Source organism: Laceyella sediminis (assembly GCF_003003125.1).
GTDB lineage: Bacteria > Bacillota > Bacilli > Thermoactinomycetales > Thermoactinomycetaceae > Laceyella > Laceyella tengchongensis.
In genome coordinates, this window is sequence record NZ_PVTZ01000001.1 from 95,831 (window position 1) to 108,475 (window position 12,645).

General features: G+C 52.3%; 18 protein-coding genes. 3 read left to right on the plus strand and 15 right to left on the minus strand.

The window, feature by feature from the left end; all coding sequences use genetic code 11:
* Positions 1–67: 67 nt before the first annotated feature.
* From fabV to CLV36_RS00485, 8 genes are all read right to left on the minus strand, one after another.
* Positions 68–1,258 (minus strand): enoyl-ACP reductase FabV, encoded by a 1,191-nt coding sequence (gene fabV, locus CLV36_RS00450; RefSeq protein ID WP_102992881.1) that lies wholly within the window; start codon positions 1,256–1,258, stop codon positions 68–70.
* A 19-nt stretch (positions 1,259–1,277) separates the two neighbouring features.
* Complete coding sequence (locus tag CLV36_RS00455; protein ID WP_106341388.1) at positions 1,278–2,399, minus strand: class I SAM-dependent methyltransferase; 1,122 nt, start codon at positions 2,397–2,399, stop codon at positions 1,278–1,280.
* A 14-nt stretch (positions 2,400–2,413) separates the two neighbouring features.
* Positions 2,414–3,331, minus strand: coding sequence for a cysteine synthase A (gene cysK, locus CLV36_RS00460; RefSeq protein WP_281257225.1), 918 nt, complete (start codon positions 3,329–3,331; stop codon positions 2,414–2,416).
* Positions 3,332–3,354: 23 nt separating this feature from the next.
* Positions 3,355–3,675, minus strand: a complete 321-nt coding sequence (locus CLV36_RS00465) for a rhodanese-like domain-containing protein (RefSeq protein ID WP_223247955.1) — start codon at positions 3,673–3,675, stop codon at positions 3,355–3,357.
* A 15-nt stretch (positions 3,676–3,690) separates the two neighbouring features.
* Positions 3,691–4,224, minus strand: a complete 534-nt coding sequence (gene resA / locus CLV36_RS00470; RefSeq protein ID WP_102993879.1) for a thiol-disulfide oxidoreductase ResA — start codon at positions 4,222–4,224, stop codon at positions 3,691–3,693.
* Between the two features lie 62 nt (positions 4,225–4,286).
* Complete coding sequence (locus CLV36_RS00475; protein ID WP_022736484.1) at positions 4,287–4,997, minus strand: cytochrome c biogenesis CcdA family protein; 711 nt, start codon at positions 4,995–4,997, stop codon at positions 4,287–4,289.
* 14 nt (positions 4,998–5,011) lie between these two features.
* A complete protein-coding gene (locus CLV36_RS00480; protein WP_102992884.1) occupies positions 5,012–5,596 on the minus strand; it encodes a TlpA family protein disulfide reductase in 585 nt (194 codons plus the stop codon).
* Positions 5,597–5,610: 14 nt separating this feature from the next.
* On the minus strand, positions 5,611–6,252 hold the full coding sequence (locus CLV36_RS00485) for an MBL fold metallo-hydrolase (protein ID WP_106341389.1): 642 nt from the start codon (positions 6,250–6,252) through the stop codon (positions 5,611–5,613).
* Between the two features lie 132 nt (positions 6,253–6,384).
* Here CLV36_RS00485 and CLV36_RS00490 point away from each other — a divergent pair, with 132 nt between their 5' ends.
* The gene (locus CLV36_RS00490; protein ID WP_106341390.1) at positions 6,385–6,972 is read left to right on the plus strand and encodes a YhcN/YlaJ family sporulation lipoprotein; all 588 of its coding nucleotides are present in this window, start codon (positions 6,385–6,387) and stop codon (positions 6,970–6,972) included.
* A gap of 128 nt (positions 6,973–7,100) precedes the next feature.
* On the opposite strand, the gene CLV36_RS17790 is transcribed toward CLV36_RS00490, so the two are convergent.
* Positions 7,101–7,232: a hypothetical protein gene (locus tag CLV36_RS17790; protein WP_281257219.1), complete on the minus strand. Its 132-nt coding sequence runs from the start codon at positions 7,230–7,232 to the stop codon at positions 7,101–7,103.
* A gap of 39 nt (positions 7,233–7,271) precedes the next feature.
* Here CLV36_RS17790 and CLV36_RS17080 point away from each other — a divergent pair, with 39 nt between their 5' ends.
* Positions 7,272–7,484 (plus strand): YlaI family protein, encoded by a 213-nt coding sequence (locus tag CLV36_RS17080; RefSeq protein ID WP_181352746.1) that lies wholly within the window; start codon positions 7,272–7,274, stop codon positions 7,482–7,484.
* On the opposite strand, the gene CLV36_RS00500 is transcribed toward CLV36_RS17080, so the two are convergent.
* The 6 genes from CLV36_RS00500 to CLV36_RS00525 all read right to left on the minus strand — a co-directional run bounded on the left by CLV36_RS00500 (position 7,466) and on the right by CLV36_RS00525 (position 11,339).
* Entirely contained in the window at positions 7,466–7,750 is a 285-nt protein-coding gene (locus CLV36_RS00500) for a hypothetical protein (RefSeq protein ID WP_102992887.1), read from the minus strand. The genes CLV36_RS17080 and CLV36_RS00500 overlap by 19 nt on opposite strands.
* A gap of 123 nt (positions 7,751–7,873) precedes the next feature.
* A complete protein-coding gene (locus CLV36_RS00505) occupies positions 7,874–8,146 on the minus strand; it encodes a YlaH-like family protein (RefSeq protein ID WP_022736490.1) in 273 nt (90 codons plus the stop codon).
* 15 nt (positions 8,147–8,161) lie between these two features.
* Complete coding sequence (locus CLV36_RS00510; protein ID WP_106341392.1) at positions 8,162–8,998, minus strand: deoxyribonuclease IV; 837 nt, start codon at positions 8,996–8,998, stop codon at positions 8,162–8,164.
* Between the two features lie 117 nt (positions 8,999–9,115).
* Positions 9,116–9,430, minus strand: a complete 315-nt coding sequence (locus CLV36_RS00515) for an iron-sulfur cluster biosynthesis family protein (RefSeq protein WP_106341393.1) — start codon at positions 9,428–9,430, stop codon at positions 9,116–9,118.
* 94 nt (positions 9,431–9,524) lie between these two features.
* On the minus strand, positions 9,525–11,015 hold the full coding sequence (locus CLV36_RS00520) for a leucyl aminopeptidase (RefSeq protein WP_106341394.1): 1,491 nt from the start codon (positions 11,013–11,015) through the stop codon (positions 9,525–9,527).
* Positions 11,016–11,147: 132 nt separating this feature from the next.
* Entirely contained in the window at positions 11,148–11,339 is a 192-nt protein-coding gene (locus CLV36_RS00525) for a hypothetical protein (protein ID WP_102992891.1), read from the minus strand.
* Between the two features lie 320 nt (positions 11,340–11,659).
* Between CLV36_RS00525 and CLV36_RS00530 the strand changes: the two genes are divergently transcribed.
* Complete coding sequence (locus CLV36_RS00530; protein WP_181352747.1) at positions 11,660–12,286, plus strand: YktB family protein; 627 nt, start codon at positions 11,660–11,662, stop codon at positions 12,284–12,286.
* The last annotated feature ends 359 nt before the right edge of the window (positions 12,287–12,645 follow it).

Here is a 12,645-nt window from a genome sequence, read left to right on the forward strand (position 1 = left end):
GAGCTTATTTTTATGGTCAAAAAAGGACTCGGAACACATCAAGAGTCCGAGTCCTTCCCAACATGCGTCAGGCCAAGCTCTGAATCGTCACATTGGCTTCAGTGTCCGCTTCGTAATCAACCCCATCGGTTTCAAATCCGAAGAGTTGGAAGAAATCTCTGCGGTACCCTTCAATATCCGAAAGCTCCTTCAAATTGTCCGAGTCCACCTTGGACCAACGGGCTGACACTTCCGCTTGCACATCCTCCCGCATCTCCCAATCGTCGATACGGATGCGCCCTTCCTCATCCACCTGCACCTCGCCGCCGGTGTACAGGCGTTCGTTGAACAATCGATACATCTGCTCGATGCATCCTTCATGCAGGCCTTTTTCTTTCATCACTTTGTACAAAAGCGATATGTACAGCGGCACTACTGGGATCGCCGAACTGGACTGGGTAACAAGCGCTTTGTTTACTGATACATACGCCTCGCCGCCAATCTTCTTCAACTGCTTGTCCAGCTCATGAGCCGTCGCCTCCAGGTGGTTTTTGGCACGACCCACGGTTCCCTCGCGATACACGGGATGCGTCACAACGGGACCGATATACGAGTATGCGACCGTTTTGGCACCTTCATTCAACACGTCGGCCTCTTGGAGAGCATCGATCCACATCTTCCAGTCCTCTCCGCCCATCACTGCAATCGTATGGCGAATCTCTTCCTCGGTTGCCGGTTCAATCGAGATGTGCGACACTTCCTCGGTGTGGAAATCAACCGTTTTGTTGGAGAACGTTTGGCCAATCGGTTTCAAAACGGATGAAAACACTTCTCCTGTCTCCGGATGAACCCGTTTGGGAGCGGCCAAGCTGTATACCACCAAATCAACTTTGCCCCATTCCCGTTTGATCATTTCGATGGTTTGTTGTTTGATTTCATTGGAAAAAGCATCCCCATTGATGCTTTTGGCGAACAACCCCGCTTCGCGCGCTGCTTCCTCAAACGCTGCCGTGTTGTACCACCCTGCGGTAGCTGTACGGTTGCCCGAGCTCGGACGTTCAAAAAAGACACCGATCGTATCCGCCCCAGCGCCAAAAGCTGCCGTGATGCGGGAAGCCAATCCATAACCGGTTGAAGCACCGATCACCAACACTTTTTTCGGGCCATTGATGGCCGGTTGACTTTTAACATAATCAATTTGGTTTCGCACCTGTTGCGCACAGCCTTCCGGATGTGCCGTCGTACAAATGAAACCACGGAATTTAGGCTTAATGATCATTTTCCATCCTCTTTCGTTTTCATAAATTGGGAACCAACCGTTCCATGTCGGACGCGGACACGCCTTTGCCTTGCAACAAAACGCGGAAGCGCTCGCCCATCCCTTGCGGATGAATCAAATGGGTGACGGCCCGCGCTTGTTTCGCCTCGGCGCTGAACGGGTCACGCGCCGGAGTGGCCGGTAGCAGATCCAATACGCCAGCCCTGAGCAAAAACTCGGCTTGGGACAGACAGGCAAATGTGTGTAAGCCCAACTCCGCCCCCCACAGCCGAAGCAATGTGAAATCCACATGGGCTGTCAAATCCATCTCCCCCGGTGTGTGATAGAGGTCTGTCCACAACCGGTGTTCGCGGTAAGCCCGTAGCGTGCCTTCCCTCCGGGCCAGCAGTTCTTCCGTTTCTCCGCCGTAATCGATCGTCAAGAGAATTCCCTTTTCCAACCAGCCCGTCACTTGACTGAGCCACTCACGGGCAGCGACGGGCACTTCGGCAATCTGCCCCTCCGCTAGGAGCCGGCCCCTCTCCCATACGGCGGGATCGTCAGATTCTTTCAGGGGAAACCAACATTCGCTTAGGCGTCCGTTCTTCCCCTTGGATACATACGCTTCCCAAATGGCTCCCCCTTCTTTTTTTATCCGATGCACTGGGAAGGCGTCAACCAACTCATTGGTATATAAAAAAGAGTATTTGGCCCGTGGCACTTCCTCAAGGCGCCTAGACCAATGAAACGAGATAGGATGCGAACCCAGGCGTTCTTGTTGCAATCGGCGGTGATGAGGGCTTGTTTCCACCAAGTACGCATGCAGCTTGTCCGGCTTCCCGCCCTGAGCCAGCCATTCATTGGCCACTTGCTCCATCAAACGCCCGTCTCCCGCGCCCATCTCCACCAGCACCCATTCCTCTTCGTTTCCCGTCATCGCCACCATACGCCAGAACAAACGTCCCAAGACCCGGCCCATGACCGTTCCGACATGGGCGTTGGTGAAGAAATCCCCTTCTTTGCCCAACTTGGTTCGATTCGTCTGGTAATAACCCCACTCCGGGTGGTACAAAGCCAATTCCATGTACCTCGAAAACGGGATGGCCTGATGAGGGGAATGCTCGATCTCCGCGACGATTTCATTTAAAAGCGGTTGGGTCATGGCACAGCCCTCTCTTATGAAAAATTAAACACTTCGGTGCTCAGATAACGTTCACCCGTGTCTGGAGCCATGCACAAGACCCGCTTGCCCTTGCCGAGACGCTCGGCCACTTTGAGAGCCGCCCAGACAGAAGCTCCGGAAGAAGGCCCCAACAGCAACGCTTCTTGGCAAGCGAGGGCACGCGTCACATTGAGGGCTTCCTCGTCGCTCACATGGAAAATTTCATCAAAAACGGAACGGTTCAGCACAGGCGGTACAAAACCGGGACTGGTACCCGGAATTTGATGTGGCCCCGGTACGCCACCGGCCAACACTGGTGATCCCTTAGGCTCCACCACCCCGATAAATATGCTCGGAATATGCTGACGCAAATACTCGCCAACTCCGGTGATGGTACCGCCCGTTCCCGCCGTAGCGATAAACGCGTCCAACCGCCCTTGCGTTTGCTTGAGAATTTCCGGGCCGGTCGTGCGCCGATGAACATCGGGATTGGCGGCATTTTCAAATTGTGATGGCATAAACGAACCAGGGATCGATGCCACCAGCTCTTCCGCTTTTTTGATCGCCCCCGGCATCCGTTCGTTCCCTGGCGTCAACACCACTTCTGCGCCATACCCTTTTAACAGCATCACCCGCTCTCTGCTCATTGTGTCGGGCATGACCAGAATCGTCCGGTACCCACGGGCGGCACCGACCAGCGCCAGGCCGATCCCCGTGTTGCCGCTCGTCGGCTCGATAATGGTCGCACCCGGCTTGAGCAGGCCCTTTTCTTCGGCATCGCGAATCATGTTGTAGGCGGTTCGATCTTTCACACTGCCGCCCGGATTCATTTTTTCCAGCTTTACATACACTTCTGCCCACTCTGGGCGAACCAGCCGGTTCAGCTTGACCACCGGCGTCATTCCAATTAAATCGAGCACTTGCTGGGCCACCCGCGCGTGCTGTGATTTGCTTTCTACTCCTTGGTTTGCGGACCCGTCCACTCCAGCATTCCCCCTTTGAGGTTGTACAACTCCGTGTATCCGCGCGTAGCCAGCACTTGAGCCGCCAACACGCTACGGCGGCCGCTCCGGCAAATCAACAAGATTTTCTGCCCTTTGTGCGGTGCCAGTTCCTCATGCCGCGCTTCCATTTGATCATGCGGGATGTGAATCGCTCCCGGAATGTGCCCTTCCTGGTATTCCTCATCCGTGCGCACGTCCACTAGCACATATTGTTGCAATTCATCCGCCGCTTCGCTTAACCGACTTGCTTCAATATCTTTGTATTGTCCCATCATGACCGCTCCTTATCATTTTTTTGGTAAAATCGACTGCACGATCGGCTCCAATTGTTCCACCGTAAGTGGAGCTTCCACCCTCTGCTTCAGCGTTCCCTCTGGATCGATGAAGAATGAGCTAGGAATCGGCACCACATCGTACAATTTCACCACATCACGTTGCCGGTCCATAAGTACCGGAAACGAAATGCCCATCCGTTTGGCAAATGCGTTGGCCGTGAAATCCGTTTCCGCGATATTGACACCCAGCACGACAAAGCCTTTGTTTTTGTATTTTTCATAAACGGTTTGCAAAGCCGGCATCTCTTTGGTACACGGTTCACACCACGAACCCCAAAAGTTGAGCATAACCGCTTTTCCTTTGTAATCTTCAAGCGAAACCTCTTTGCCGTCCAGCGTCGTCAATTGGAAAACAGGAGCAGGACGACCCGGTTCGGGACGGTTCCCTTCCCCTTGGGCCACAGATTGGTACAAGGCATAACCGACCAACCCCAGCATCACGACAAACAAAAGGCGTCTGACCCAATACCGTGTTTGTTTGCTCACATTCATCACCTGTCTTTCCCATCAAATTGTAACAAAAAAGCTGAAATGGCGCACCACTTCAGCTAAAACCCGGTAAATCCGGTCACTTGCGTCAACCAAGCCGCGATGACCGACATCTGATCGGTGTACAAGAGCACGCCAAACAAAACCATGAGGCCGCCCCCGACTTTCATCACTTGGTTGGAGTATTTCAAAATCCAGCGCGTTTTGCCGATGAAAAAAGCCATGATAAAAAACGGAATGGCGAAGCCCAAGATGTAAGAAGTCAAATACGTGAAGCCCATTTCCGGACGGAGGGTGGTCATGGTGATGATGCTCCCCAAGATCGGGCCGACGCAGGGTGTCCAACCGGCGGCAAAACCGATCCCCACGATGAACGAGCTAAAATAACTGACGTTTTTCTTGGTCACTTGCCATTTGTACTCGCGCATCAAAAACGACGGCTGGAAGACGCCGAGCATAAACAGCCCGAACGCAATCAGCAAAACCGCGGCAATCATCCGGATCAGATCGTCATATGCTTTGAATGCCGTACCCACCCAACTGGCCGCGAAGCCGATCGCGTAAAAAAGCAAGGAAAAACCCAAAATGAAGAAAAGCGTGTGCAACATCGTGTTTCTCTTTATCTCTGCGGACCGTTCCCGCTCTTTGAGTTGTGCCACCGAAATCCCGGTGATATACGACAAATACGAAGGGTACAGCGGCAAGCAGCATGGCGAGATGAATGACAAAATCCCCGCGCCAAACGCCAGCCAAACACTTAACCCTGCCATGATTTCTCCTCCCATTACCACCTAGACAATTCTTGCATCAGCATGGCCATCTGCTCTTCCTCCATGCCCCCGATGAAGCGATACTGGATTTTCCCGTCGGCCCCCACTACATAAGTCGCGGGAATGCCATACAATCCGTATTGGTCGAATCCGACCGTCCGCTTGTTTTCAAGCGGGTCAAGCACCACCGGGAACGTGTACCCGTGTTTGTCCAGGAAGGGTTTGATCTTGGTTTCATCTTTTTCTTGCGATGTTTCATTGACCATGATGAAGTTCACTTTGTCTTTGTATTGGTCATACGCCTTTTGGAAATAAGGCATTTCTTTTTTGCACGGCGGGCACCATGTCGCCCAGAAGTTGATGATGGTGGGCTTTCCTTGGTTGCGATAAAGCTCGATTTCTTTGCCATCGATCGTACGCAAAGTGAAGTTTGGCGCGCAGTACCCCTCTTCCGGCCTGCTTTCTCCTTTGCACTGGATGGCTGCATCTGTTTTCGTGCCGCCGCTCGCCGGTGCTTGCCGATCCTCGATCCCCGTCCACACCGCTATGCCCACTAACACGAGCAAGACACAAAAGATGATCAGGTTTTTTCCTTTCATCCCCCTAGACTCCTTTACCTGTTAGTCAAGCCGCCCGTGACAAAAGGATTGGTCATTTGTTCCTGACCAATCGTCGTTTCTGGCCCATGACCAGACAGCACCCGGGTTGCTTCGGGCAAATTCATCAATTGCTGGTGGATAGACTTCATCAGCGTTTCATAATCCCCACCGGGCAAATCGGTTCGCCCGATCGATTGTTGGAACAGCACATCCCCGCTAAATATCACGTCATCCCAGACATAAGTTACACTGCCAGGGGAATGACCAGGCGTGTGCAACACTTTCAACGTTTGGCCGACCAGTTCGATCGACTCTCCGCCCGTCAGCACTCGCTCCGCTGGCTGGCACTTCATCGGCACTCCCATAAAAAAAAGGGAACCGTTTTTCTCCGGGTTCGTCAGCCAGTCCGCTTCCTCGCGGTGCACGTAAACGGGTGCCCCTGAGCGTTCGCGCACCGCTTCAACCCCACCGATATGGTCAAAATGGGCGTGGGTCAACAAAATCGCTTCCACCTTTATATCAAGCTCTCTGATACGCGCGAGCAACGCATCTGGGTTCATACCAGGATCGACGACCCATCCCCGTCTGCTCCCTTCATCATACACCAAATAACAATTGGTCATCACCGGACCGAAGACAAAGGTCTCTATTTTCATGGTTAAGCCTCCTAACCTCACTCTTCCATCCCCCATTCTACACGAACTTTGCTTCGGTTCAAAGCTGGTACATGGCGGCGGCACAAACGGGTTAGACTATGGGACAAACGCGTAGAAAGGAAGAGGTGGCGCATGCGGTTTTTATATAGACTGACCATCCCTCTCATCGTTTCACTCGCCATCTTGGCGGGTTGCCAACAAGAGAATAAGCCTCCGGCCAATCAATCTGCTCCTGGTACACACAAACAGATTCCTGAGGTGCGCCGTGTCAAACAAACAGCACCTGAACCTCGCCGTGACCGTTCTCCTCAGGCGGTGGCCGACCGGTTGGTGCGCATCGCGACGAGCGTGCCCCATGTGAAAGGAGCCAATGCCATCGTCATTGGTAGATACACGCTGGTGGGAATCGATCTGGAACCCACTTTGGACCGGGGACGTGTAGGCACCATCAAATATACGGTGGCGGAAGCGTTGCGGGAAGATCCGCAAGGGGCGAAAGCGCTGGTTACCGCTGACACCGACCTGGTGCAACGCATACGTGAGCTAAACGATGACATCCGGCGAGGCCGGCCCATCGGCGGACTGATGGAAGAACTGGCCGAAATCGCCGCCCGCATCGCTCCGTTGCCTTCCCGGGAGACGGAGAAGTCCGAACAGAAACCGGACAAAATCAATCAGGAACGGCTTAACCAGTCTCGGCGAGCTCCTGCCCGTCAGTGACCTTAATCTTGCCGTTCCTGTAAACACCTCAAAAAGGCACAACTCCGCAGGCTTCCCTTGCGGAGTTGTGTTTGTTGCGTTTTTAAGCTTCAACCCAAGTTGGCTTCAGCTCCCGGACATGTAGTATACTAGGGCGTGTCTGATGTATAGGCCAGCGGCTCCAAAACCATTTTCTCATTCGCTTCACGCGTGACGAGGCGCTCCTCGAGAAAAGGTTTTTCCGCCGCTTCTTCCCCACCAACTTGATTTGCCAGACACACCCTAGCTGTAACCATCTGCACGGAAAGGACGGAATCGCCGTGAAAGTGATCTGCATCCTATGTGATCAGCCTTTTCAACCTGAGAAGCTGATCGCCAAAAAAATTAGGAAACATCCGCACCGCATTCAAATCTGCCCGGACTGCCGCCAACGCATTACTCAGCAAGTGGAGCAGCGCAGGCTTGCTGGCCAGACGGGAAGCACACTTTGCCACCCCGCTGACGCTCTATCCAGTCAATCCCCGAAAGATTGATTGTACTTCGGTTCATTGATGATGTCGTTTAACAATTTGTCTGCCTGATCGCGCGGAAATGCAATTTGCGACGGTTCGCCCGCTTGCTCATAGGTGATGAGGTAATTATCGCCCTCCGCCTTTTTTTCCACAATCGTCACCTGATGATCCTCACGCAACATTTCTTCAAAAAAATGCACCGTTTCCTTGGCGGAACGGTCGCTGGGCCGTTTGTCCCACACCACTTGGATCTGCAACCAATTAAACAATGCGTCTTTCAACTGCATTTTGATTCTCCTCTCCCATTCCTGGCGGCGCAAAGGGGCTTGTCCGGTTGCCCCTTTTTCCGCGGATCGGGAGCGGCCAGAACGCTTTTTTTACTGACCTATCGCTCTAGCCGCCCCCCCCAACTAATTTTGTTTTCGCACAAAATAGAGCCTGATCCTTGTGACAGCAATAAGGATAACGGTGAAAAAGAGAATGGGAATCACGGGGAAGCCCATGTAATGGAACAATGTCAACAAAAGGCACCCCACCGCCAGCACCACATAAACGATGACTTGTTTCAACAGCGGCAGACGAATGGCGAAAGCCACCTTATACACCACGGCCGCCAACACCACGATGATGAAATAGATCGTCCACGGCGACAGGCTGTTCAGCCAGGTTTGCACAGCATCCATCTCGCTTCTCCCTCCTCAACCCTCTTGTTTCAATTGATGCAAATACTGAATTTCGTCCGCGTATTCCGACTCATCGTCGACCGGTGTCTCCAGAATGACCGGCAGGTGAGCGAACGCCTCATCACGCAAAAACAAGGCCAAGGCCGCCGCTCCGATTTCACCTTTGCCAATTTTTTCGTGGCGATCTTTGCGGCTGTTAAAAGGCGCTTTGCTATCATTGAAGTGAATGGCAACTAGCTGTTCAAGATAGCCGGTCTCCTTCATTTCCTGTACCATCGACGCAAATGATTCTTCCGTCCAGATCCCGGCGGCGAAAGCATGGCACGTGTCAAAGCAGAAACCGATTTTTTCCGGGTAATCCGTCGCTTCACGGATTTCCACCAGTTCACGGATCGTCAATCCAAGCTCGCTACCTTGACCCGCAGTGTTTTCCAAAAGCAATTTGGTGCTTCCTTCGTATTCAGCCAGAATGAGGTTGAGCGTCTCAACCATCCGTTTGCGTCCGTACTCTTCCCCTTCGCCCACATGCTTGCCACAATGAACGACCGCCCCGACTGCACCGTATGCCTCTGCAATGGACAAATCCTCTTTGATTGAACGAATCGTCACTTCATGCAAATCCGCCTTGGGGGTGGACAAATTGGTGATGTAAGGGGTGTGCGCAACCAGCACGATCCCATGCTCTTCACAAAATGCTCTTCCTCGTTCCGCATCGACGGTGTCCAGCTTTTTCGGCCTTAAACCGCGCGGATTTTTCGTAAAGACTTGAAACGATTCGGCGCCCAGCGACTTGGCTTTTGATGCCGCTTTGGCGAATCCTTTGGCAACACTGATATGGCAACCTATTTTCATCTCGATTCCTCCTGAAAGACAAAAAGCGCCGCTGTTTCGGGCGCCGTTCCACTTTCTCCATTGTAACATCTTCCGTAGGGGGCAACAACTCTTCCACTTTGGCTTCGAACAGGCCCCTCAGTAGAGCAACAATCGGTTGCTGAAGATCTGCTCTTTGTTTTTCAAAACATATGCTTGGTTCCGGTCATGCCAATCCACCGCCAAATCAGCACCGAAAAATTGGGTACTCTCGCGGTCCAGCACCATGCGGAGGGCAGGTGACACTGCCACCACCAAGTCATCTGGCTTCACATAATCCCAATTCATCTCAAACACGACATCGGCACCGCAACCGCACCCTTCGGTGATCACGGCAACGCGCAATGCGGCTTCCTCTGTCGGCTTGGCTTCCAACAGCCGGGAGAGAGCCCCAGCGGATATCTCGATATGCATTTCAACCGCCCCGCTTTTCTTTTATTCCCATCTATTTTACACAAAAAAACCGGAGCGGAGGAGCATCCGCTCCATCACTCCGATTAACCTCGCCCTAACCGAAACGAACCGCCAACTGGATGAGTGTCCGCACAGCCACTCCCGTTGCCCCTTTGGCAAAAATGCCTGATTCGCGCGGCGCTGTGGCTGATCCGGCGATATCCAAGTGCACCCAAGGGGTTTCTTCAGCAAACGCCTGCAAAAACAAGCCGCCTTGAATGCATCCCGCCGGGCTTCCCCCCTCATTTTTCACATCGGCAATCTCACTTTCAACATAGATGCCATACTCTTTGTACATCGGCAATTCCCACATCCGTTCGCCGGCAATGCGAGCCGCCGCCTTCACTTCATCGGCCCATTCTTCATCGTTACTCATCATCCCTGTCGCTTCATGCCCCAAGGCAACCACAACGGCGCCGGTCAGTGTAGCCACATCGACCAAGCGGGTGGCTCCTTTCCGTTTAGCATAAGAGATCGCATCGGCCAAAATAATCCGCCCTTCGGCATCAGTGTGAGCCACTTCAATCGTCTTGCCACTGAAGGACCGGATCACATCGCCCGGGCGATACGCTTGGCCGTTGACCATGTTCTCGCAGACGGGGATCACCGCCAACACATTGCTGTGAGGACGCAATTCCCCAATCGCATCCATCGCCGCCAACACCGCCGCCGCGCCAGCCATATCTTCTTTCATGTCCAACATGAACGGTGAGGGTTTCAACTGGAGGCCGCCACTATCAAAAGTCACACCCTTGCCAACCAGTCCGAGCACTTCGGTGCTCTCAGGCGCCCCTCGATAAGACAACACGATCATGCGCGCCCCAGCTTCACTGCCACGCGCCACAGACAATAGCGCTTGCATGCCCAAATCTGCCAAGCGCGATTCATCCAGCACTTCCATGTCCAATCCGCGTTTTTCGGCGACTTGTTTGGCATGATCAACAAACTGTTGGGGTGTTAATAAGTTAGCTGGTTCATGGGACAAATACCTAGCGAAATTGGTAGCGCGGGCGAAAATCTGCCCCCGTTCGATCCCTGCTTGAGCCGCTTGCTCATTCAGTTGCGGAATACTGATTAACACCGATTTCAGTTCCTGCTTCTTCGTTTCGGATTGGTATTTCTGGTGCTCATACGTCCCAAGTTCGACGCCCTCCACAATCGCTTGTACCGCATCAACCGCGTTATAACGGTCAATGACGGAAGAAGGACACCCGATACCCAAGCTTTTTAACCCCTTTTGCTTGGCTGCGCGGCTCGCCGCCGCAATCGCATGTCTGAACTGGTGCAGATCAGTCTGGTCCCCTTCACCCAAACCGACCACAATCACACGCCCAGACGGAATCTTACCCCAATTGTGCAACTGGGTGACTTCCCCCAGTTTGCCAGTTATCTCCCCTGCCGTGATCAGGCTGGAAATCCGAAAACCGAGGGCCTCATCAATCTCACGGGCCATGCCTTGTGTCGATTCTCTTTCTTTGGAATGAAATACAATAATTGCGTCCGTCGCCACAGAGGCCAACGGCTCTCTCGTCAATTTCCACTCCATGATTACGCCTCCTGAATAATTGGAATAAGTAGAAAAAAATAAAAAGTGTAACACACGATCTAGAATTTCACATGTTACACTTTCGACAAATTCTAATTTATTTCCTTTTCTCCAAAAATAGACGGAATTGTTTTATAAAACTTCCAACATGAGCATCTCTTTTCTTATTTCTTCCAGTCTAGCTTTGATTTGATCAATCCTGTGAAAGTTGTTGTTTTTTAGGGCTTCGTACAGCTTCTCCAACTCCTCATCCAATTCCATTCGCAGAATCGGAATGCGCTCCTCCGCATCTTGGCAACGGTAGACTCTGATTACCTCTTCCATGGTCCACTACACCCCTTTTATATGCTTGGGCTTTGGGTCCCAACCGCCGACCTTAAAGGTTAGCTTGGATACAGCATTGCCCCAACCAAGGTGAATTAAACCTGGGACACAAATCAACTTTCTCAATTATGTTACGCTATCAACCTAGCAAGGGGCACGGTGAACCACTTAAATAAATTTTTAAATTTTTAGAAATTAACTCTCTAAAATTTTTATCTATCTCTTGAATGTGGTAAGATAAGTCCGCAACCGCTTTTCTTTGGTTCCGGCAACGTCCTTGAGCCGCCGGACTCAGTTTGATGATACGGATGGTGATGATCATGACGATACCCGGTTTTATTGAACAAGACTTTCAGATTTTTGACATTGATGGGCTCGAACCTCGCATGAACGCGATCAAACAACACATTCAACCCAAGTTTGATATCATCGGGCAACATCTTTCCTCCTTTCTGACTGTGCAATTGGGCGAACCCGTCAGCACGCATATCGCCAAACACGCCCGCCGCACCGTCAATCCGCCGGACGAAACCTGGGTAGCCTGGTCCACGAGCAAGCGTGGATACAAGGGATTGCCCCACTTTCAATTAGGCATTCGCGACAATCATCTCTTCATCTGGTTCGCCCTGATCTACGAATGCGACCGGAAGCAACCCTTTGCCCGCCGGTTGCGCGAAGAGTTCGACCGCTACTGGGCCCTGATTCCCGATACATACTATTTCTCCCAAGACCACACCCGGCCCGATGTCATCCGCAAAGCGGACTTGACCGACGAGCAGGCTCACAAGATGCTCGAGCGCTTGGAAAAAGTGAAAAAGGCGGAGTTTTTGTGCGGCCGCGTCATTCCACGGCAAGAAGCTTGTCGATTGTCAGGTGACGATTTGATCAAGCAGATCGAATCCACTTGCGAAACGCTAAACCCGCTGTACCGTTTGGCGATGGAATAAACCAGCCACCTCTTTTTAGAAACACTTGTGCAACCAGATCGAGCCTGGTTACAACGCTACTTAGGGCGTGTTTGGCAAATCAAGTTGGCGAAAAGAAGCGGTGGAAAAACCCTTTTCTCGATGAGCGCCTCGTCACGTGTAATGCGCATGAGAAAAACGGTTTTGAAGCCGCTTGCCTTTATCAGACACGTGTTAGAACGATATGTTTACGCAAGAAGGTCCAGTGGCGGTCAACCAGCCCATCCATTGCCCCGTCATTTCCCATTTCGCTTTCCCACATGCATTTAACATTGAAACTCCTTCGAAATCCGCTTACATCTTTCAACTCCCTTGCCCCCAAGCAATCTCCGCAGTCTAAA

What these genes read in the sequence shown, in the direction of transcription:
- CLV36_RS00520 (WP_106341394.1), bottom strand. Translation starts at nt 11,015, where the DNA reads ATGGAGTGGAAATTGACGAGAGAGCCGTTGGCCTCTGTGGCGACGGAC.
- CLV36_RS00465 (WP_223247955.1), bottom strand. Translation starts at nt 3,675, where the DNA reads ATGGGACAATACAAAGATATTGAAGCAAGTCGGTTAAGCGAAGCGGCG.
- CLV36_RS00505 (WP_022736490.1), bottom strand. Translation starts at nt 8,146, where the DNA reads ATGGATGCTGTGCAAACCTGGCTGAACAGCCTGTCGCCGTGGACGATC.
- CLV36_RS00475 (WP_022736484.1), bottom strand. Translation starts at nt 4,997, where the DNA reads ATGGCAGGGTTAAGTGTTTGGCTGGCGTTTGGCGCGGGGATTTTGTCA.
- CLV36_RS00515 (WP_106341393.1), bottom strand. Translation starts at nt 9,430, where the DNA reads ATGCATATCGAGATATCCGCTGGGGCTCTCTCCCGGCTGTTGGAAGCC.
- CLV36_RS00455 (WP_106341388.1), bottom strand. Translation starts at nt 2,399, where the DNA reads ATGACCCAACCGCTTTTAAATGAAATCGTCGCGGAGATCGAGCATTCC.
- CLV36_RS00490 (WP_106341390.1), top strand. Translation starts at nt 6,385, where the DNA reads ATGCGGTTTTTATATAGACTGACCATCCCTCTCATCGTTTCACTCGCC.
- CLV36_RS00525 (WP_102992891.1), bottom strand. Translation starts at nt 11,339, where the DNA reads ATGGAAGAGGTAATCAGAGTCTACCGTTGCCAAGATGCGGAGGAGCGC.
- CLV36_RS00480 (WP_102992884.1), bottom strand. Translation starts at nt 5,596, where the DNA reads ATGAAAGGAAAAAACCTGATCATCTTTTGTGTCTTGCTCGTGTTAGTG.
- CLV36_RS00500 (WP_102992887.1), bottom strand. Translation starts at nt 7,750, where the DNA reads ATGCAGTTGAAAGACGCATTGTTTAATTGGTTGCAGATCCAAGTGGTG.
- CLV36_RS00530 (WP_181352747.1), top strand. Translation starts at nt 11,660, where the DNA reads ATGACGATACCCGGTTTTATTGAACAAGACTTTCAGATTTTTGACATT.
- CLV36_RS00510 (WP_106341392.1), bottom strand. Translation starts at nt 8,998, where the DNA reads ATGAAAATAGGTTGCCATATCAGTGTTGCCAAAGGATTCGCCAAAGCG.
- fabV (WP_102992881.1), bottom strand. Translation starts at nt 1,258, where the DNA reads ATGATCATTAAGCCTAAATTCCGTGGTTTCATTTGTACGACGGCACAT.
- CLV36_RS00485 (WP_106341389.1), bottom strand. Translation starts at nt 6,252, where the DNA reads ATGAAAATAGAGACCTTTGTCTTCGGTCCGGTGATGACCAATTGTTAT.